The organism is Oceanobacillus sp. FSL K6-0251, from assembly GCF_038004725.1.
Taxonomy (GTDB): Bacteria; Bacillota; Bacilli; order Bacillales; family Amphibacillaceae; genus Oceanobacillus; species Oceanobacillus oncorhynchi.
Window position 1 is genome coordinate 3,333,747 of sequence record NZ_JBBORS010000001.1, and the last position, 21,268, is coordinate 3,355,014.

General features: G+C 39.9%; 19 protein-coding genes. 8 read left to right on the forward strand and 11 right to left on the reverse strand.

What is annotated here, in order from left to right; translation table 11 throughout:
- Window positions 1–4: 4 nt before the first annotated feature.
- Complete coding sequence (locus MKY45_RS16630; protein WP_193064353.1) at window positions 5–1,171, reverse strand: exonuclease SbcCD subunit D; 1,167 nt, start codon at window positions 1,169–1,171, stop codon at window positions 5–7.
- Window positions 1,172–1,266: 95 nt separating this feature from the next.
- On the reverse strand, window positions 1,267–2,481 hold the full coding sequence (locus MKY45_RS16635) for an EAL domain-containing protein (RefSeq protein ID WP_042535537.1): 1,215 nt from the start codon (window positions 2,479–2,481) through the stop codon (window positions 1,267–1,269).
- A gap of 502 nt (window positions 2,482–2,983) precedes the next feature.
- Here MKY45_RS16635 and qoxA point away from each other — a divergent pair.
- The 4 genes from qoxA (at window position 2,984) to qoxD (ending at window position 6,783) form a co-directional block, all read left to right on the forward strand.
- Window positions 2,984–3,871, forward strand: coding sequence for a cytochrome aa3 quinol oxidase subunit II (gene qoxA / locus MKY45_RS16640; protein WP_042535539.1), 888 nt, complete (start codon window positions 2,984–2,986; stop codon window positions 3,869–3,871).
- A gap of 71 nt (window positions 3,872–3,942) precedes the next feature.
- Window positions 3,943–5,892 (forward strand): cytochrome aa3 quinol oxidase subunit I, encoded by a 1,950-nt coding sequence (qoxB, locus tag MKY45_RS16645; RefSeq protein WP_042535541.1) that lies wholly within the window; start codon window positions 3,943–3,945, stop codon window positions 5,890–5,892.
- Window positions 5,892–6,494 (forward strand): cytochrome aa3 quinol oxidase subunit III, encoded by a 603-nt coding sequence (gene qoxC / locus MKY45_RS16650; protein WP_042535544.1) that lies wholly within the window; start codon window positions 5,892–5,894, stop codon window positions 6,492–6,494. The genes qoxB and qoxC overlap by 1 nt, the downstream gene beginning before the upstream one ends.
- A gap of 1 nt (window position 6,495) precedes the next feature.
- On the forward strand, window positions 6,496–6,783 hold the full coding sequence (gene qoxD / locus MKY45_RS16655) for a cytochrome aa3 quinol oxidase subunit IV (protein WP_042535546.1): 288 nt from the start codon (window positions 6,496–6,498) through the stop codon (window positions 6,781–6,783).
- A gap of 59 nt (window positions 6,784–6,842) precedes the next feature.
- On the opposite strand, the gene MKY45_RS16660 is transcribed toward qoxD, so the two are convergent.
- Complete coding sequence (locus MKY45_RS16660; protein ID WP_193064354.1) at window positions 6,843–7,073, reverse strand: hypothetical protein; 231 nt, start codon at window positions 7,071–7,073, stop codon at window positions 6,843–6,845.
- Between the two features lie 214 nt (window positions 7,074–7,287).
- Between MKY45_RS16660 and MKY45_RS16665 the strand changes: the two genes are divergently transcribed.
- On the forward strand, window positions 7,288–8,061 hold the full coding sequence (locus MKY45_RS16665; RefSeq protein ID WP_052485100.1) for a processed acidic surface protein: 774 nt from the start codon (window positions 7,288–7,290) through the stop codon (window positions 8,059–8,061).
- Between the two features lie 103 nt (window positions 8,062–8,164).
- Here the strand turns inward: MKY45_RS16665 and MKY45_RS16670 are convergent, their stop codons facing one another.
- Window positions 8,165–8,395 carry a hypothetical protein gene (locus MKY45_RS16670; protein ID WP_042535550.1) on the reverse strand — a complete coding sequence of 77 codons (231 nt, stop codon included), beginning with the start codon at window positions 8,393–8,395 and terminating at the stop codon, window positions 8,165–8,167.
- A gap of 237 nt (window positions 8,396–8,632) precedes the next feature.
- Between MKY45_RS16670 and MKY45_RS16675 the strand changes: the two genes are divergently transcribed.
- Complete coding sequence (locus MKY45_RS16675; protein WP_042535551.1) at window positions 8,633–9,448, forward strand: ZIP family metal transporter; 816 nt, start codon at window positions 8,633–8,635, stop codon at window positions 9,446–9,448.
- Window positions 9,449–9,753: 305 nt separating this feature from the next.
- Here MKY45_RS16675 and prpB read toward each other — a convergent pair whose 3' ends face one another.
- The 3 genes from prpB to mmgD are packed head-to-tail and all read right to left on the reverse strand — an operon-like array spanning window position 9,754 to window position 13,236.
- The gene (prpB, locus tag MKY45_RS16680; protein WP_042535554.1) at window positions 9,754–10,665 is read right to left on the reverse strand and encodes a methylisocitrate lyase; all 912 of its coding nucleotides are present in this window, start codon (window positions 10,663–10,665) and stop codon (window positions 9,754–9,756) included.
- A gap of 15 nt (window positions 10,666–10,680) precedes the next feature.
- Window positions 10,681–12,114 carry a bifunctional 2-methylcitrate dehydratase/aconitate hydratase gene (locus MKY45_RS16685; protein WP_042535556.1) on the reverse strand — a complete coding sequence of 478 codons (1,434 nt, stop codon included), beginning with the start codon at window positions 12,112–12,114 and terminating at the stop codon, window positions 10,681–10,683.
- A gap of 15 nt (window positions 12,115–12,129) precedes the next feature.
- Entirely contained in the window at window positions 12,130–13,236 is a 1,107-nt protein-coding gene (mmgD, locus tag MKY45_RS16690) for a citrate synthase (protein ID WP_042535558.1), read from the reverse strand.
- A 246-nt stretch (window positions 13,237–13,482) separates the two neighbouring features.
- Between mmgD and MKY45_RS16695 the strand changes: the two genes are divergently transcribed.
- On the forward strand, window positions 13,483–14,352 hold the full coding sequence (locus MKY45_RS16695; RefSeq protein ID WP_042535561.1) for a LysR family transcriptional regulator: 870 nt from the start codon (window positions 13,483–13,485) through the stop codon (window positions 14,350–14,352).
- 4 nt (window positions 14,353–14,356) lie between these two features.
- On the opposite strand, the gene MKY45_RS16700 is transcribed toward MKY45_RS16695, so the two are convergent.
- On the reverse strand, window positions 14,357–15,274 hold the full coding sequence (locus tag MKY45_RS16700; RefSeq protein ID WP_042535562.1) for an AEC family transporter: 918 nt from the start codon (window positions 15,272–15,274) through the stop codon (window positions 14,357–14,359).
- 163 nt (window positions 15,275–15,437) lie between these two features.
- Here MKY45_RS16700 and MKY45_RS16705 point away from each other — a divergent pair, with 163 nt between their 5' ends.
- Complete coding sequence (locus tag MKY45_RS16705) at window positions 15,438–15,869, forward strand: thiol-disulfide oxidoreductase DCC family protein (protein ID WP_042536366.1); 432 nt, start codon at window positions 15,438–15,440, stop codon at window positions 15,867–15,869.
- A gap of 153 nt (window positions 15,870–16,022) precedes the next feature.
- On the opposite strand, the gene MKY45_RS16710 is transcribed toward MKY45_RS16705, so the two are convergent.
- From MKY45_RS16710 to MKY45_RS16720, 3 genes are all read right to left on the reverse strand, one after another.
- Entirely contained in the window at window positions 16,023–16,310 is a 288-nt protein-coding gene (locus MKY45_RS16710) for a DUF378 domain-containing protein (protein WP_042535564.1), read from the reverse strand.
- A gap of 150 nt (window positions 16,311–16,460) precedes the next feature.
- Window positions 16,461–17,657: an ornithine--oxo-acid transaminase gene (locus MKY45_RS16715; RefSeq protein ID WP_212929533.1), complete on the reverse strand. Its 1,197-nt coding sequence runs from the start codon at window positions 17,655–17,657 to the stop codon at window positions 16,461–16,463.
- Window positions 17,658–17,947: 290 nt separating this feature from the next.
- The gene (locus MKY45_RS16720) at window positions 17,948–21,058 is read right to left on the reverse strand and encodes a DEAD/DEAH box helicase (protein ID WP_341173130.1); all 3,111 of its coding nucleotides are present in this window, start codon (window positions 21,056–21,058) and stop codon (window positions 17,948–17,950) included.
- Window positions 21,059–21,268: the final 210 nt, after the last annotated feature.

Genomic DNA, 21,268 nt, shown 5'->3' on the forward strand with positions numbered 1-21,268 from the left:
CTTCTTATTTAGATGCTTTCCGTTCGTTATCTGCATCCTGAATTTCTTGAAATAACTCCTTCATTATCTCGTTCATTTCTTCGGAAGCTTCCTTTTCCGTTACTTCCTGATAAAAGGCATCAAATAATTCCATTTCACTTAAGCTCGTCTTGGGGGCCTGATTTTCTTTTTGTTGCGTGACTCCTGACGTAGTTCTTACTCTCTCCACATGCATGGCATTCGGAAAAATAGAACGTACCTTTTCCATCGGCGATAAAACAGGAAGCTCGTCAAGCAGCTGGACAAATACATAATCTTCGCTTCGAGGCTCCCTATAAATATCCTCCATTTTCATTTTGATAGAACGTATTTCACGTTTGGGGATAAGCCTTTTTTTCTCAACCTGGACGTTTCCTTCTTCACCCAGTTCAACTACTAAATACCCTTTTTGATGATGTTCTTCCGATAAGGAATACTTTAGGATGGAGCCGGAGTAGCGAATTTTTTCATCCAGCACATGATGTGCCTGATGGAGGTGCCCTAACGCTGTGTAATGAAAATCTGTAAATAAATGTGCATCGACATGCTCTGCTCCGCCAATAGACAGCGGGCGTTCTGAATCACTCGTATTTTCTTCCGTCTCGCCAAAAGGAGTTACAAAAGCATGTCCAACATAAACATGGCGTGCTGCCTCGTCCATGTTTTCCTTTATCTGCTTAACAAGAAAAGCATTGGCATCCTGATGATTACGAATATCTTTTTCTTGAAATAAGGCTTTGACCACACTTGGATCTGCATACGGAATAAGATGAAAATGCACCTCCCCAAATTCATCTGAAAGAACAACAGGCTGTATGCTTTCCGAAAGCTGGCCAATGATATGATAACCTTTTTCCTTCATTAAGCGGCTGCCAAAATGAAGTCTGCCCGGACTGTCATGGTTACCGGCAATCGCTATGACGGGAATTCCTAATTGATTAACAATCCGGTCTAATGTTTTATCTAATAAATCAACTGCTTCTACAGGAGGTACCGCACGATCATATAAATCTCCTGCAATAATAACAGCGTGCGGACTTTCTTTTTCCACCGCTTCAACAAACTGATCCAGGATGCAGGCCTGGTCTTCAGTCATATAAACGCCTTGAACCAGCTTACCCAGATGCCAATCTGCTGTATGAATCAATTTCATTTAAAAACCTCCTTCTATCCGGAAATTCATCAAAGACGAAAAAACGGACAAATCAAGCTTTGAAAGGTACTCATTCCCCTTTCATTACTATTCTCTTATAGTAAGCCTTCTTTTTCTAGCAAATAACTGTATGGAATATCAAAAAATATATATCGTTCCTGAGACAGCGGATAAGCGTACGTTCGTATCAGCTCGGAACGCTCGATATCTGTGTATAAATCCGATAAAATTCCTTTTTTCTCAATATTCATCCGCATTATATTCTCGAAAAAGTATGGACGCCAGCTCCAGTTTTTATGCATCCCTTCCTCAATCAAGGTCCAGCTCCCCTGCATATCTTTTTCCACGTTCGCCGAGATTTGCAGGCCGACGCTGTTGCAAACATAGATACGAAATACAAAATCTTCACAGCCCTCAGCAAGCTTCAGCAGCCAGCTGTCGTCGTTTGTTTGTTTTGTCTGGGAAAGAAGACGGTCAATTATTGCATAAACGGAATCTAATAATTCAAACTGTGCCTTCGCTTTCTTTTGTTCATAGGTTACAAATTCTCTAAAATACTCCGTTAATTTATTTTTACATGCATCTTCCTCAATAAAATCCTGCTGCGGATAAGTCAGATAGCTGCCCTGATAATATTCACCGCCGCTTTGCCATGCAAAATTCAATTGTTTATAAGAACGGATGCCTTTAAATAACAAAGAAGCACCTATTTTTCTCGATAACATCGACACGCCAAAATAAACATCCTTATACAGATGCGGGAGCAGATCATCCTTTAAAAACGATGTATCTACTTTAATAAAGGAAGGATGCAAGACGGCTAGTTGATTCAGACTGCCATTTGGGTCGGCTAATTCAATGCTGATTTTTACTCCCAGTGTCTTTAAGTATTTAATGATATGACCTAGCTGATCTGTATTAATTGGCAGACAGGTATCCTTGATTTCGAGAATGATTTCATTCAGATTTAATCCTTTTTCTTGATACTCATGCAATAAATCAATAAATACTTCTCCATTATCACGTACCAATAATTCTGCATCATAGTATAAAGTAAGGTGCCCTGTAAAATGTTCTTGTAATTTTTTCTCAATTGCTTTTTGATGGATATACTGGTTTACCTCCAGCCGGAATTCATCTGGAATGGAGGTATCATCGAAGAGCCAATCTAAACGCTGCTCTTTATTATTTTCATCTAAGTAGTAAGCAATTACTTCATAACCGCTTACCAGCTGCTTATCTGCCCGGACAATCGGTTTATAATAAGGAAGTAATTGTTCTAAATCTATCAATATATCTAATGGATCCATGCTGACTCCCCCTTCGTTTCATTATAGCATATTCCACTTTACACTTATTTGATTTACATTTTCCTCTTATAATATCAAAAAATAACTCATAATCTTATTCAGAAGCCCTTCTTAAATTTATTTTCAGATATATACCGGCATAAATCAGTTTATCGCAGTATAACTCCGGAACTGGGGTTGCGGTTACTCCCCCATCGAGGAACCTTTGTGCGTCGAAAACCCCTCACTAAAGGAAGTTTCAATTTAATGTTAAAAGCCCTATTACTACCATTTATTAATATTGTCAAGCCTTTTTCGACATTTACCGACAAAATTCAAAAAGATGTAGAAGTTTTCATGAACATTTTGTGAAGTGTTTTTCAATCTCTTGTAATTTCCTTACATCAGTATTAATATTATCTCTGCTATAAACCAATACTAAGTTAATTGTGTGTTCATTTTGTGAACAACCTTTTAATCATAGTAATCCATCTTATTAAACATCAAAGGAAGGGGTATCAACATGAAGTTAAAGTGGACCTACTTAGCCTTATTAACAGGCATTGCTGCTTTTCTGGCAGGCTGTGAACCATTACTTGTACTTGATCCAAAAGGTCCTCAAGCAGATACAACTGCAACTGTGATTTGGATATCGATTTTTACAATGTCATTCATTGTAATTGTTGTCTTAGTAATGCTGGCAGTTATTTTATTTAAATATAGAGCGTCAAAACAAGATCCTGACTACGAGCCGCCTCATATTGAGGGTAATAAATATGTAGAAGGAATTATTGTCGCTGTTCCAATTTTAATTGTTGCCTTTTTATCCGTGGTTTCTACCATTTCGACACATCAAGTGGAGAGCCCTCCAGAAGGCTATGCTGAAGACGAGCCGCTCGTTATCTATGCATCCTCTTCTAACTGGAAATGGCATTTCAGTTATCCGGAACAGGACATTGAAACAGTGAATTATGTTTTCATCCCAACAAATCAAAACGTTGAATTCCGTTTATATTCTCATGGAACGATTTCAAGTTTCTGGATTCCTCAATTGGCAGGACAGAAATATGCGATGGCAGATATGACAAACTATCTGAACGTTGTTGCAGATGAGCCTGGGGAATATATGGGAAGAAACTCTAACTTTAACGGAGAAGGTTTTGCAGAAAATGAATTTGCTGTTACAGCAATGCCTCCAAGTGAATTCGATTCCTGGGTAGAAGATATTCATAATACTGCGGATCCGCTGACCGAAGAAGAATTTGAAGAATTATTAGAGCCTGGACATTTAGGACAAATGACTTTCACTGGTACACATCAGGAATTTAAACCTGCACCTGAGGGAGAGAACAGTCCGCATAATCATGGACCATCTGATTCAGATGAAGATGGCGGACACCATCATCATTAATCAGCTTTACAACAGCACTCAAATTTGAGGCGCCTGAAAATTTCTGAGCTCTAGAAAGGAGTTTCGACATAATGGATTTTTTAGATAGATTTTCTATTCCGCCCCATGATGATCCAATGCTTTATGCATCCATCGTTGCGATTGGACTTGTAAGTATTGCGATTGTTTTTGGTGTTACCTATTTCAAAAAATGGGGATATCTTTGGAATAATTGGTTAACAACGGTTGATCACAAACGAATTGGTATTATGTATATCATTTCAGCATTGCTTATGCTTTTCAGAGGTGGAGCAGATGCTGTGATGATGCGTCTGCAGACAGCTGTTCCAGATAACAGCTTCTTAGACGCACAGCACTATAACGAGGTTTTCACGACACACGGTGTTGTTATGATTTTCTTCATGGCAATGGCATTTATTATCGGTATGATGAACTTCGTTGTCCCACTGCAAATTGGGGCAAGAGACGTTGCCTTTCCGCGCTTGAACGCGCTCAGCTTCTGGTTATATTTTGCCGGAGCAATGCTGTTTAACGTTTCCTTTGTTGTCGGAGGTTCACCGGATGCCGGATGGACAAACTATTATCCGCTGGCAGGAACAGAATTCAGTGAACATGTTGGGGTAAACTACTATAACTGGGCACTGCAAATTTCCGGTATCGGAACATTGATGACAGGGATTAACTTTATTGCTACGATCATGAAAATGCGTGCGCCTGGCATGAAATTGATGAAAATGCCGATGTTTACCTGGTCTGCATTAATCACAAACCTTATTATTGTGTTTGCATTCCCTGTACTGACCATTGCTTTATTAATGGGAACGTTAGACCGTCAATTCTTTACCAACTTCTTTACAACTGGAGACGGCGGTATGGATATGATGTGGGCGAACTTGTTCTGGGTCTGGGGACATCCTGAGGTATATATTCTGGTACTTCCTGCATTCGGGATTTACTCTCAAATTATCGCTACGTTCTCACAGCGTAATTTATATGGCTATAAATCAATGGTTGCGTCCATGGTTATTATTTCCTTGCTATCCTTTATGGTATGGGTCCATCACTTCTTTACGATGGGACAAGGAGCTGTTGCCAACAGTATCTTCTCGATTACAACCATGGCAATCGCCGTACCGACGGGAATTAAGATATTCAACTGGCTTCTGACGATGTGGCGAGGTAAAATACGATTTACGACCCCAATGATGTATTCCGTGGCATTTATTCCGCTGTTTACAATTGGCGGAGTAACTGGTGTCATGCTTGCAATGGCAAGTGCAGACTATCAATATCACAACACGATGTTCTTAGTAGCTCACTTCCATAACGTAATCATCCCTGGTGTGGTATTTGCGATGATTGCAGGCCTCATTTATTACTGGCCAAAAATGTTCGGTTTCATGCTGAATGAGCGTATTGGCAAATGGGCATTCTGGAATATTGTTATTGGCTTCTGTTTATCCTTCTTCCCGATGTATATTACCGGGTTAAACGGACAGGCACGCAGAATGTACACTTATTCAGAAGCATCCGGCTTCGGACCTTTAAGCATGGTATCCTTCTTTGGAGCGCTGCTGTTAGCAGTCGGGTTTGTAATAATTGTTTATAACGTTTATTACAGCTTCCGTTATGCACCAAGAAATGTCGGTGACGATCCTTGGAATGCACGTTCTCTTGAATGGGCTACGCATAATCCGGTTCCAGAATACAACTTCGCTATCACACCAAATGTGGATTCTGAAGAAGCGTTCTGGGATTATAAAAAGAATGGACATGACTTATTTAAAGGGGAAATTAAAGACATTCATATGCCGAATAACAGCGGCTGGTCGATTATTCTTGCAGGTTTCTTCTTTGTATTTGGCTTTTTCTTTGTCTTCCATGTATGGGTTGGAGTCATTATCGCCTTCCTTGGAATTATCGGCTGTCTGATTTACCGTTCATTTGAAAAAGACGACGGACATCATATTCATAAAGAAGAAATTGAAGAAACAGAAAACAAATTCGGAGGTGCTAAATAATGAAACTTGATTCTCAAAATCTGCCTCTTGAATATAGCACCGAAACCAATAAAATGAATATTTTGGGATTCTGGATTTTCCTAAGTGCGGAAATTATGCTGTTTGCCACGCTGTTTACATCATATTTTGTTTATGTAGACCGTGGCGTTGGCAGCGGTCCGGCTGGCGCAGAGATTTTTGAATTACCGCCGGTTTTGATTGAGACATTCCTTTTACTGACAAGTAGTTTTACAATTGGATTAGCAGTTCATGCGATGCGTATTGGTCGTGTGAAGGCAATGATTGGCTTTATGGTAGTTACGCTCCTGTTAGGTGCAGGATTCCTTAGCGTAGAAATATATGAATTTATTCATTTTTACCATATTGGAGCAACATTGCAGACAAGCGGTTTTACTGCTACCCTATTAACAACGCTCGGAACACATGGAGCTCACGTAACCTTCGGGCTGTTCTGGGGAATTATGATTATTGTTCAAGTTCTGCGCGGCGGTTTAAATGCGCGGACAGCGAATAAATCATTTATTTTCTCTCTTTACTGGCACTTCCTAGACGTTATGTGGATCTTTATTTTCAGCTTTATTTACTTGAAGGGAATGATGTAACATGAAAGAACTTTTTCCACTAAAACAGGTTAACGGATATATCTTTTCACTACTCCTGACTGTTGTTGCATTAAGTGTCTATTTCTTTGACATGTCTTTTGCAATGGGATTAACCATTCTGATTGTTACAGCATTTATTCAAGCAGGAGTACAGCTCGTTGTATTTATGCACGCCGGAGAAAGTGAAGATAAAGGCGGTATTTATCTTCACACAATTTATGGTGTAGCAGTTGCTATCTTAACCATCCTTGGTTCATTGCTTGCAATGATATGGGGATATATGATTTAAAGCATCTAAAAAGCTCAAGCAGTTTATGAACTGCTTGAGCTTTTTTCTCTTTTCATTACCTATGATTGTTGTTGTTTATGCTTCTTCCCATGAAAATTCTCTTCTACAGCAACAAGGAACAATCCCATAATAAAAATAAATGTCGCCCCTTCTGCCAAGCCTATGCCTATTGCTGTCACAATAGGTGTAGCGCTTACAATATAACCGTATATAAACATAATCGCACCAATTGTAATTAATGTCCCACAAACTAGAGACAAGCCTTTTAATAATTTTTTATTGATTTTCATCTATCTCATCTCCTTTAATTATATTATGCCTTTCGTTCAATAATTTGTCAATAAGTTTGTGTCAATTTATTGAACAAGCGATTTCTCCCTTGACCCGTGACTTTTGATTTATTTTCCTGAAGACAATCCTATATTCATGGAATTTCATCTGAAAACACTTTATACTTAAAGATGATGTTTCAAAAGTCATACGATATACATAGGAGGTATGAAGATGAGAAAGAAATTATTATCTATTTGTTTTGCACTGATACTTATGATTGGTCTTTTACCTTCCCACGCTTTTGCATTGGAAGCAGATGATCCTGAAGTGGAAGAATTTATTGAATCCATTGGATGGGAAGTGGAGGATTATGAAGACTATCTGGCAGATTTTTATTTGGGGTTAGCTGATTTTGACGATGTTTCTGAGCTTGGTACACCCGTTACCGAAGAAGGAATGGATGAACTTATCGAAAAGTATGATTTGACTTACGAAGAATTAGAGGAGATGCTTCGTGAAGAAGGATTACTTTTAGAGGATGAGGAAATTACAGATAGCGCTGTATTTGTATTTATGGAAACCACTGATATTTTAATAGAATTCCTTTTGAATGAAGACTTGGGCGAATCAGAGGATTCTTTTAGCTCCTTCGAGGAAGAAGAAATTACCGACGAACATCTAGAAGCTCTTGCTTCAGAGCATGATTTGAACTCAATTGAAGAATTAGAAGAGCTTTTCAATTCCTATGAGGACAGCATCAATAATTATACTTCTCTTTTGGACGTTGAATACGCAGCAGAATACTATGCAACGGAAGATAGCTCCGCATCCGAAGCCGATGGATGGGAAGATGATGATCTATGGGAGGAAGATGATATTTTTGGGGAAAATACAGATTTCACTGCCGATATGTTCAATACTCCCCTTTTAACAGGTGAGCCTATTGTTGATATCTATGCGATGATTTCCGTGATGTTTTTCGAAACGATATTGGATTTTCAATAACGCTTAATGGTATAGGGGAAAGAAAATGATGAGGAAGCCTCTGATTTTCTTTCCTCTATTTTTTTCTTGGAATCAAATGCTTTCCCTTCTTTTTTGAACGACATTATGCAAAGCTTTTTTTACCTAGCAGTTCTCTAATCTCCATTAAATCATATTCTTCTTCTAATTTCTCTTTTATAAATATCAACACATCTATTGCCTCAATTTCAAAATACGTTATTTGATCCATTGTTTTTGTTGGTATATATCCTTTAAAAGCATCCAGCCATTCCCAAATTTTATATATGGGTGCTTGGATTACTTTGCTCATTCCTAACAGACTAATGACATACATCTTTATCTCACCAACCTTATCTTTCTTTCATTTTCTAAATCTTATTATACTTATGAAATGCATTTAAGGTGTGGAATAATTAAGTAAAACCAATAACAAAGGGGAGACACATTTTTTCAGTTGATTATTTTCCTCTTAAAAAGTGAAAATTATTTCATCTTTTCTTATTTTAATGATAAAGTGATTAAGTTGGCATATATTAAATTATAATTGATTGAAAAAAAGAAGGGATATATAATGTTAGAGTTTTTCCAAAATCTTAGCCCTGTCATGCAGGCATTGACAGCAACCATTTTCACATGGGGAATGACTGCACTCGGGGCGGCGATTGTTTTTGCAACGAAAACAGTACATCAAAAACTGTTAGATAGTATGTTAGGCTTTGCCGGAGGGGTTATGATAGCAGCCAGCTACTGGTCATTGCTCGGACCATCTATTGAAGCATCGACAGATAATGCTGTTGGTCCCTGGTTCCCTGCGTTAGTCGGTTTCTTATTGGGAGGCGGATTTTTATGGATTATTGATAAAATCCTCCCCCACCTTCACCCTAACGCAGAAAAAAAACAGGCTGAGGGGCTTGCAGCTGATAAAAGAAAACGCAGCACCTTGCTTGTGCTCGCTATCACGATTCATAATATTCCAGAAGGACTGGCGGTTGGAATTGCCTTTGGCGCATTGGCTAATCATAGTACAGAAGCTGCCTTGGCTGGAGCAATTACATTAGCCATCGGAATAGGAATTCAAAACTTTCCCGAAGGTGTTGCTGTTGCCATGCCATTACGCGGGCAGGGGATGTCACGGATGAAAAGTTTTATGTATGGGCAGTTTTCCGGTTTCGTCGAGCCGATTGCAGCGGTTATCGGTGCGTTGGCAGTTGCTCATATTGAGCCGTTACTTCCATACGCCCTCAGCTTTGCTGCCGGTGCGATGATCTTCGTTGTTGCCGAAGAGGTTATCCCCAGCTCTCAAGAAAATGGCAATCGAGATTTAGCGACAATCAGCCTGATGATTGGCTTTGCACTTATGATGGTGCTGGATGTTGCTTTGGGATAAAATGAAACTTCAATCAGCGGGGGGGTTCTTTTCATCCCCCACTGATTGGGGTTGCGATTACTCCCCTCATCGTAAAGAGCTGTTAGTTGAACGAATCGGACCGTTACTGGCTGTTGGATCTCTCACTTAGAAATAAGCATTTTCCTTCATTTCTTGAAGTGGGAGTCTTACAAAAGTGCTTCGGCGGGACGAGTAATCGCAGTCCCAGCCCCAGTCCCAGCCAGTGACACTGCGATAAAATGCGGTAAACAATAAAAAAGAGGCATTTGCACATCAGTTATCTGATTGTGCAAATGCCTCTTTTACTATTTGAAATAATCCTCAATCACCGTTTTTGCAATGCCTTGGTCCAGTTCTTCAAATTCATCGTATTGAATTGTTTCATACAGCTCTTTTCTCGTTTGCATATCCTCTAAGCCATTTTTTTGCGTACCTTCATCCCGGATAAGTCCGAAAATACGCTCATACGCTTTGGCAGCAACACGTAAAGAGGTTACCGGATAAATGACCATGCCATACCCTAAGTCCTCGAACTCCTTTGCAGTTAAATAAGGTGTTTTCCCAAACTCTGTCATATTTGCTAATAATGGTACATCTATCGCTTTAGCAACAGCCTGAAATTCTTCATTATTCTGCAATGCTTCTGGAAAAATAGCATCTGCTCCGGCATCAACATAACCTTTGGCACGGTCAATAGCGCTTTCTAACCCTTCTACCGCTCTGGCATCCGTTCTTGCTACCACGAAAAGCGCTGGTGCTACCTTTTTAATGGCAGCTATCTTTTGCATCATTTCTTCCTTGGCAACCACATTCTTCCCATTTAGATGTCCGCATTTTTTGGGAAGCTGCTGATCCTCCAGCTGAACGGCAGCCACATTTGCCTCCACCATTTCTCTTGCTGTCCGAACAACATTCAAGACGCCGCCAAAACCGGTATCAATATCTACCAGCAGCGGTAAATTTGTTGCGCTTACGATTTCCTTTGCTCTCTCAGCTACTTCTGTAGAAGTAACGATGCCTAAATCCGGCAATCCCTTGCTTGCTGTATAGGCAGCTCCTGATAAATACAGTGACTGAAATCCAGCCTGTTTGGCTACTAAACCAGCCATCGCATCATGTGCTCCAGGTATTTGCAATATCCCCTTCTCTTCTGCCATCTTTCGAAATTTCTCAGCTAATTCATGCTGTGGTATTGGGCTATCTACGATCCAAGCCATTTTTTCCTCACCCTTCTAATCTAAAAATAATTCGATAAAATCTGTAATCGGCATCTGTTTTATCGTATCATAATTAACACTTTGTTTCTTGATGTGCGCGGTTTGTTTTTCTGTAAATTGAGTTGCTACATTCGCTTCGTATTTTTTGATTATTTGCGGAAATGCTTCCTCTCGACGGAACCGGTGACCTAAAGGATATTCACAATCCACCATATCTGTGGAAGTGCCATCTGTAAAATGAACCTGTACCGCATTTGCAATGGAACGCTTCTCCGAATCTAAATATTCTTCCGTATAACGTTTATTTTCGGTTACCGTCATTTTATCACGAAGTTCATCAATACGCGGGTCTTTTGCCGCATCATCCTCATAATCCTCCGCTACAATATTTCCTTTTAATAACCCAACCGCAGTAATATACTGCAGACAATGGTCTCTGTCCGCCGGATTATGCAGCGGTCCTTTTTTATCGATGATACGGATAGCTGATTCATGTGTAGCTATCGTAATTTCTTTAATTTCATCCATGCGGTCAACTACTTCAGGATGTAATTGAACAGCTGCTTCTGCTGCTGTCTGCGCATGAAATTCTGCCGGAAAAGATACCTTGAACAATACATTTTCCATGACATAGCTTTCAAACGGTCTGCTTAATACGATATCCTTCCCTTTGAAGAGCACGTCTTGAAAACCCCATCCTTCTGCACTCAAAGCAGTCTGATAGCCCATTTCTCCTTTAATGGCCATTAATGCCAGGCGAACTGCACGGCTTGTCGCATCTCCTGCTGCCCACGATTTCCTGGAACCTGTATTCGGAAAATGACGATACGTCCGCAAGCTGGAATTATCAATCCAGGCATTGGATAATGCATTGACAATTTCTTCTTTTCCGCCGCCCAGCATTTTAGTCACTACTGCGGTTGTTGCAATTTTAACGTATAAGACATGGTCCAGGCCAACACGGTTCAAGCTGTTTTCTAAAGCAAGGATACCTTGTATTTCATGTGCTTTAATCGACATCTCTAAAACCTCTTCTACAGTTAAGGGAGCTTCTCCTTTTTGCCGCCGCAGCTGACTCACATAATCAGCCACAGCTAAAATGCCTCCCAAGTTATCGGAAGGGTGCCCCCACTCCGCTGCAAGCCAAGTATCATTATAGTCCAGCCAGCGTATCATTGTCCCGATATTAAATGCTCCCTGCACAGGATCAAGAACATGCGGTGTTCCTGGTACTCTCACGCCATTTGGAACTACAGTGCCTGGAACAATAGGTCCTAACAGCTTCGTACATTCCGGGTAATTTAAAGCAAGAATACCGCAGCCAATCGTATCAATCAGTACATGATGCGCTGTTTTATAAGCCTCTTCACTTGTAATTTCCTTATTTAATACATAGTCCGCAATTTCTTCTAAAAGTTGATCGGTCTGATTTGTTTTTACTGATTCCATTTGAATGTCCTCCCTCTAATAACTTTTTCCTGTGTATTCTACTCTCGGTCTGAAAATCCGATTATTATCATGCTGTTCAATAATATGTGCCGCAAGCCCTGCTGTTCTGGCACTGAAGAAAATTGGTGTATAAAGCGGTATTGGAATACCCAGCTTCCAATAAACCGGAGCTGCATAATAATCTAAGTTAGGATATAGCCCCTTCTCTTCCCTCATGATTTCTTCCCCAGCTTCACACATCTTTAAAAGCGTATCATCATTATCTCTTTCACATAGTTTCCGCAGCGCTTCTTTTGTAATTGTTGCCCGGGGATCCATTTTCTTCATATACACCCGATGCCCAAACCCCATGATTTTTTCCTTATTTTGAAGCTTATGGCGAATGAGCGCTTCAAACCCGTCTACAGAATCGACTTCCTGCAGCATATACATGACTGCTTCATTTGCTCCGCCATGTAAATGTCCTTTTAGGGAAGATATAGCTCCAGTCAGCGCGCCGTACATATCAGCGTTTGTAGAAGCAATCACACGGGAGGCAAAGGTTGAATTAGGCATCTCATGCTCACTGTAGAGTAATAAGAGCTGATCAAAAATTTCCACCTCCAGATTGGACGGTTTTTTTCCTGTAATCATATAGAGGAAATTGGCGCTATAGCCGAGACTTTCATCCGAGCTGGCAATCGCTTTGCCCTCTGTAGCAAAATAGCTGTTTACCGTAATAAAAGGCAATTGACCTAACAATTCATAGGCCCGCTGTTTATTTTCCTTGTTCGAACGGTTTTCAAGGTCCGTATCGTATCCGGCTAATAATGAGATAACCGTACGCATCCCATCCATTGGATGCATGCCCTTTGGCAGCAGATTAAATACAGGCAAGGTATCTTCAGGCAGGCTATAATACCCTTTAATATTATCTTCCAGACTGCTCTTTTCCTCCTGGCTTGGAATATATCCTTCCAGTAATAAATGGACGACATCAAAATACGTTTTATCTTTCGCTAATGCAATTAAATCCTCTCCGCGAATAACTATTTTTTCCCGATCAACATCTAAAAAAGAAATTTCTGTTCGCGCCGCAATCACACCATCTAAACCAGGAACAAAACCTTCACTTGTACGCATTATTTCTCCTCCTTCAATTTGAAAGCGTCATCATTTATTCTTTTGAGATAAACAGAGCTTATAGTTGCCAAGCCATTGGTTCACTTATGCAGGTAGCAAAGCATAGAGAAGCATGTGTTGAATAAAAATCCCCAATAAAACGTTTTCCTATATCCAGTATAACCTTGAATAGAATATTAGAAAAATATATAATTCAAATTAATAACGATAGATTTTTTCTATATCTTAATAATAGGAGGAGAAGCCTTGAATTTACAAGACTGGAAAATGCTTGCCGCCCTTTACGAAACAGAAAATATCACACTGGCAGCACATCAATTATTTTTATCTCAGCCAACCTTAACTGCAAGAATTCAAAAGCTGGAAAATCATTATGGCGTCCCGCTTATTCTAAGGAAGCGGCGAGGCATCATGTTTACTCCAGAAGGGGAAGAACTGGCACAGCACGCAAAAAGAATGCTGCTGGAACAGCGTAAAATGGAGGAAAAACTCAGCAACATGCAGGAGGAAGTGAAGGGAACGTTACGGGTCGGTGTTTCTAATTTCTTTGCAGCAAATAAAATGCCGAAGCTGCTGCAGCTGTTTAAAGAAAAATATCCGGAGGTAGAATGCCAAGTTGTTACTGGATGGAGCAGTGATATGCACCGCCTTTTATTAAATCATGATGTACATATCAGCTTTATTAAAGGAAATTATGCTTGGAAGGAAAAGAAAGCGCTGTTATATGAGGAGGAAATCTGTGTTGCCTCTCCTTGGGATTTTGCATGGGATACACTCCCCAAGCTCCCAAGAGTAGACTATTACACAGATGAGCATATGCGTATGCTATTAGATGACTGGTGGCATCAAAATTACATCGAACAGCCGAATATTACCATCCATGTCAATCAAGTAGAGACTTGCAAAGAGATGGTTGTTCATGGACTCGGCTATGCGATTGTCGCTAATCTGGTCGTCCGCCCCCACTCCGATCTGTTTATTAAACCAATTACAGGGGCGTCCGGTGAGCCTTTAAAGAGACAAACCTGGATGTACTATCAGGAAGATACCTTACAAATGAATATTGTCCGGGCGTTTGTTGATTTTGTTCAGACATTGGATGTAAAAGCATTATAAGAAACTAATGATATGCCACAAAGCTTGCAAGCACCCAAATCAGCAGAAAGCTTAAAATGATCGTTATATTCACTATAGTTCCGGCTATTTTTGCGTTATATCTGTATCTTATTGCATACACCACAGCTGTTGTGGATGTTGGCAGAATAAAACCGATTAAAACCGTATTTGCAAGCATCGGATAATCTGAAAACAGCCAAAAGAGGCTGAGACCGAGAACCAGTCCAGTTCCATACTTCACAGCTAAATACTTCCCTATCAGAGGAAACCATGATTTCTCAAAGGAAAAGTTTAAATAAAGACCCAGTAACAATAAGGACAAGGGCATATTCGCCCCAGATATAATTTCTGCGGTATCCAATAAGAACGTTGGCAAATGAAAATCAAATATGTTTAAAGCAACGACAAACATATAGGTTAAAAATGGAATAGACCGCAGTAATGGACTGACTGTTTCCCGCAAATAAAATTTCGATGATCCATTTGCAAAATAACTGGCAATAAAGAAACATAATCCGAATACAATCACAGCATTACCTACATCAAACATACCAAAATATTGGATACCTTCTCTGCCCCAGATAGCTTCTACAAGAGGAAAGGCAAATAAGCCGACATTGACACCTGGCATCATCATGATTGCCATTCCTTTTAAATCAGTATCTGCAGAGCGAAAGACAAAAAAACCGGCCGCAGCAGCGACAAGTCCAAATAAAATCGCAATGACAATAAGAGAAACAAGCGGCAGCGTTATCTCCATTTGATTAAAAGTAACAAGCACTAACGCAGGCAAAGTAATATTAAAAACGATTCTGGCTATCGTCTGTCCATCCGATTCCTTTAAAATTTTTGTCCTTTTAAAGAAATAACCAAGTAAAATAATAAATACAGAAATAATAAATTGCTGCTGAAACCCTTCCAAAATTTTCTACTCCTTCAGTACACAAAAAATATACAAATGCTATCATATCACAGTCTCTATGGAGTTTATACAGAAAGGACTTATCGTTAATGCTTTATAAAAACAATTTTTCTATGTTACAGTGAAGTTGTAGGGTATTTGTAAAGAAGGATTGTGTGAGGTGATGCAAGTGAAACTTATCGTATTTGATGGAGAATGTCATATTTGCGACAGCTTCGTGCAGTTTATTTTAAATAAAGATAAAGAAAATCAATTTCTTTTTATTTCTCTGCAAAGTGAGGCAGGAGAATTTATAAGAAGGAAATATCGGGTGCCGGATGACATCGACAGTGTACTGCTGATCGATGGGGAGAAAATTTTTATCAAATCAGACGCTGCTTTACAAGTGGCAAAATATATATCGTTTCCCTGGAGAATGCTGACAGCTGGTAAATTTCTTCCATATTTTATCCGGGATACTCTCTATGATTTTGTGGCACGCAACAGGCATAAATGGTTTGAGAAAAAACAAAGCTGCCGCCTGCCTACCGCGCAAGAAAGAAAGCAATTTGCTGAAACAATCGAGGATTTAGAGGAAAAAAAACCTTCCGAATAAAATAAAACATCATTTCCGGAGGTTCTTCCCCACTTCCTGATAATGTCGGCTGCCCTATCCAATTACCGCTTTAAGCTGTTTTAAAGCGAAAAAAACAGTAATGGGTAAAAAGGCAGCCGTATTTTATTTATTCAAAAGGTTATTTTTGTTTCATTATTTATCGTCAATTTCTTCTTCAATGCCATGTTCTTCACTGAACTCTGTTTGGAAGCCGGTCTGCAAATGATCTGAATCCTGAACAGGTTCACCAACTCCAGAGAATAAAGTGGTAAGATAATAAATAGCACTAATTCCAACGAGTCCATAAATAATTCGAGAAAGAACAGCCGTCTGCCCGCCAAAAATTGCGGATACTAGATCAAATTGAAAAAATCCAATCAGTCCCCAGTTAATAGCACCAATAATCAATAACGTAACTGCAATTGCATGTAGTGTTTTCACTGTTTCTCACCTCCTCACAGCTTATCTTTTGCCTAATGATTTATTTCCATACTGGCACTGTTTGGGAATTAATAACGTACTGCCTCAGAGAAGGCCGGCACACCATAAAAAAAGCCCCAATGAAAATTTATTGGGACGTAAAGAATATATTTAATTCGCCTGGAGCACTTTCTTTATTTTATCCAGTGCCCAGTCAAGCTCTTCTTTTGTAATCACTAACGGCGGTGCAAAACGAATGGTGGTTTCATGGGTTTCTTTACACAAAATGCCGTTTTCCTTCAATGCTTCACAAATCGGCCGGACAGGCTTCGTAAATTCTACACCGATAAATAATCCTCTAGCCCGGACCTCCTTCAAATCAGGGTGGCTGATAGCAGATAATTCAATTGCAAAGTATTCGCCCAGTTCAAGTGATTTATCAACCAGTTCTTCTTCTTCAATTACATCCAATGCTGCCATCGAAACAGCACAGGCTAATGGATTACCTCCAAATGTTGAGCCATGTGAACCGGGCGTAAAAACATCCATAATCGCTTTATTAGCAGCAATGGCAGAGATAGGGAGCACACCTCCGCCTAATGCTTTCCCCATCACATAAATATCTGGCTCTACATTTTCCCATTCACAGGCAAACATTTTTCCAGTGCGGGCAAAACCAGTCTGTACTTCATCGGCAATAAATAATATATTTTCTTCATCACATATTTTTCGAACTTCCTGCAAATAGCCTTCCGGCGGGATGAGAATACCTGCTTCTCCTTGAATCGGTTCGATAATAATTGCTGCTGTATTTGGTGTGATGGTTTCTTTTAACGCTTGAATATCTCCATAATTTATCTTATATATCCCTGGCACAAAAGGGCCATAATTTGTAGTTGCATCCGGATCATTCGATAATGAAATCGCATTCATTGTTCTGCCATGGAAATTTCCTTTTGCTGCAATAATCTCCGCTTGATTCGCGTCAACATCCTTTTTTTCATATGCCCACCTGCGCGCTGCTTTTATCGCTGTTTCTACTGCTTCTGCTCCGGTATTCATCGGCAGGACTTTATCTTTATTGGTTAATTTCGCAAGGCGCTCTGTCCAAGGCCCTAATAATTCATTATGAAAAGCTCTTGAAGTAAGTGTGACTTTATCTGCCTGATCTTTCAGTGCTTGAATAATCTTTGGGTGCCGATGTCCCTGATTGACAGCAGAGTATGCACTTAGCATATCCATGTATTTATTTCCTTCAGGATCCTTCACCCAGACTCCTTCTGCCTCTGCAACAACTACCGGCAATGGATGGTAGTTATTTGCACCATAGGCAGAGGTAAGTTCCATGACTTCTTTTGATGTCACCATAATAAGCAGCCTCCCTTGATTTCATGCAAAGTTATTCGTTCTCTTCTTAAGCATAATCATTTGTTTAACAAAACGTCAAGCTTCATTTTGATTAGATATATTTATTTTCTTTTTTTCTCTTCACCAAAATCCATGGGTAACATAATAGATATAAATTTGCTGTAAGCGGCCGCTACGGAAATACACTACGCTAGCCAGCTGCTTATATCACATTTAATTATATTTTCCAACTATATTTTTAAGAATTTAAAAGAGAAGAGGCCTTACCTCTTCTTTTTAAGCCATTTCTTTTATTCCAGCGTTCCCAGGAGCAGTTTCTCTACGTCTTCATCTGTCAGCTGATTATTCCATAAGTCCTTCGTCTGTACCATCTGTTCAATCAGATTTCTTTTTTTCTGCTGGAGCTCGAACATTTTATCTTCAATGGTTCCTTCGGCCAGCATCCTAATAACGGTAACATCATCTGTTTGTCCGATTCGGTGTGCACGATCGATTGCCTGGTCTTCTACTGCCGGGTTCCACCATGTATCGTATAAAATAACCGTATCAGCACCCACTAAATTTAATCCAGTACCGCCAGCTTTCAGCGATATCAGGCAAATATCATTCTTTCCCTGATTAAAAGCGCGGCAAAGTTGGATCCGTTCCTCAGCAGGTGTTTGCCCGTCCAAATAAAAGTAGGAAATTTCCTCTGCCCTTAATAAATCACCTATTCGCTGCAGCATTTGCGTAAATTGAGAAAAAATCAACAGCCGTTTTCCGGAACGTTTGGCATCCTTCACAATTTCCATCAGCCGCTTAAGTTTAGCTGACTCTCCATGATAATCCCGTACAAATAATGCCGGGTCACAACAAATTTGTCTTAACCGGGTCAGTCCCGCTAAGATACGAATACGATTTTTACGAATCGTTGCACGATCCAAATGTTTAAATTTCGGATGTCTTAACTTGGATAAATAGGAAATATAGATTTGTTTTTGTTCTTCCGTCAGCGGAACACGTTCAATATATTCCGTTTTGGTCGGCAAGTCCTGGAGCACATCCTTTTTCTCTCTCCGCAGCATAAATGGGTGAACTCTTCTCAGCACCTGATCATTAGTAAGCCAGGAAAAATCCTTCAAGCCGCCGAGCAATTCAGGAAATATAACATGAAAAATCGCCCATACATCCTCTACTTTATTTTCTAATGGTGTACCTGTTAACGCAAACTGATAATCGGCTGTTAATTTCTTTACTGTACGGAAAACCTGTGTCGCAGGATTTTTAAAGGTTTGCGCCTCGTCAAAAATAATCGTCTGGAAAGCAGCCTTCTTCTTCAGCCAATCGATTTCATTTTTCAATACACCATAGGAAACAATCCATACATCCTGTTCTTTAAATGCTTTCTTTTTTTGATTTCTTTCCTTAACGGTACCTTCCAATATATCAACGGAAAAAGCCGGGGCAAATAATTCCCATTCCTGCTTCCACTGATGGCTCAGCGAGGTCGGACAGACAATCAGAATAGATGCTTTTTTCTTTTGCTGCTGAAATTTCGTGATACAAAAAGCGATAGCCTGCACGGTTTTCCCTAACCCCATTTCATCTGCCAGCACGCCGCCCAGACCAGATTCAGCCACCGCCAGCATCCAGCGCACGCCGTCCTGCTGATAAGGCTTTAAAATCGGCTTAATTTCTTTTGCGATTGGATACTTCTCCTTTGCCGGTACCTGAATAGCATGAATCATTTCCTTCACAGCTGCTCCATCAGCCAGATAACCGTTATCCTCCATCTGATGCGCAAATGACAAACCCTCCTTCAGCGACAGCTCAATTTCCTCCAGAATTTCAGAAGGGGTCATCGAAACGGAAAGCAGATATTTTTCTAATTCTTTTACCTCCTCTGTTTCCAATGTCAGAAAAGAACCATCCTTTAAGCGATAGTAAGGCCGCTTTTCTTCTATCGCTTCCAGAATCTGTCGAACCTCCTGCTCCCAAAAACCTTTCACTTGAAAGGCAAAGGAAAGCCAATTTGTTCTGTCACGCTTATGCTTCACACGTACAATTGGCTGAAACCGCTTCTTGCTGATTTGATTACGAACGGCATTCGTTACAAAAACATCGGCCATCTTATACAATACTGGTAAATGATGATATAAGAAATCATATTCCAGCTGTTCATTTTGCAGAATAAAACTGCCTCCCGTATTCGCAAATCCACTTCTTTCCAGAAAAGCAATAATTTCTGCTTCCTTTTCTTTATCCCGGCGAATCAGACTTGTTTTCTCAAATGGCGTTATCTTTTTATCTCCATATTGGAATTCCACACCAGCCAGAAGACGATTATGGACCCGATCTATATAAACACCAGCTTTCAGCGGAGTATTAAGATGCTTTAGCATTCCTGTCCTATCCTCCACTTCACCAATCCGCTCTAAAAGTGCTGAGATAGAAACCATTTGCTCCCTGCTGACAACGATGGTTTGTGTTTGCTTTTGCCATAGCTGCTCGCATAAAGTAATCAGCTGCTTTTCTTCTTCTGTTAATAAATAAAGGGATCCGCTCTGATAAATAAGCTGATAAGCAAGCAAAAAAAATGTAGCTTTTCTTTCTCGAAAAGCGATGGAATAATCTGCATCTGACTGATAGACACGAAAAGAAAGCGGAGGCAGTGCATCATAAAAATGTAATGGCTGCTTATGATAATCATTTGCCTCCATATAAAGGGATACCAGCGGGCTTGCAGATAGTAATTTCTCCATACGGTCCCAAGCTGAAGCCGGGACCGAAACCCAGCTTGTTTTATCCTCAAAGAGCTTGCCAATCATCTGCTGGTCCTCATAGATATGGATAAGCTTTTCTAAAATCTGATTGCAATCATCTTCAAAATAAAATTTGCTTGCATCAAAGGATAGATTATCAGCAATTGAAAAATGCCTTCCGCTTTTCAATGCTTCTAAAAAAGCAATAATATCATGGACAATTTTTCCATCGATTTGAACAGCCATTTGCAATGCGGCCCGTTCCGGTTCTGCTGGAATACGCAGGTAAAAATGAACCGGAATAGCCTGCCTTGTCTCAAAATAGCCGCGCTGACGAAATTCCTTATCCGGCTTTCCTGTCAGCGACGGTGTGGCAGCTTCCGGCTCTACTGTTTCGTGGATACCGATTAAGACCGCAGCGATATGCTGACAATCTAATGTATAAGATCCGAGCTTCGGACAGCTGCACGCAGTGCTCTCTATTTTATTATTTCGATACGTGACTGTAATATGAAAATCATCCGTAGTTCTGACCGTTCCAATCAGCTGCTGTTCCAAAAAGGTTAACTGCACATTTCCCTTTTTCCACAGACGTTCTCCATATTTATAAGACAACTCTCCGCATCGTTCTTTTATTTCTTGTTTGGGTACCCATACCATTTCCTGCACGACCTTTTCATTCATTTCACATATTTTAAATTCACGCTGTCAGAATTAATATCTGATTGACTTTTTTATTATATTACCTGATTTCTATTTCACGAAAGAGGTTAAATTGTAGTATGATATATCTATTGCATATTATAAAGCAACAATAGGCAAACATCTAATAAACAAATGATGATTTTTAAACATTAGCTTCTGATCTAT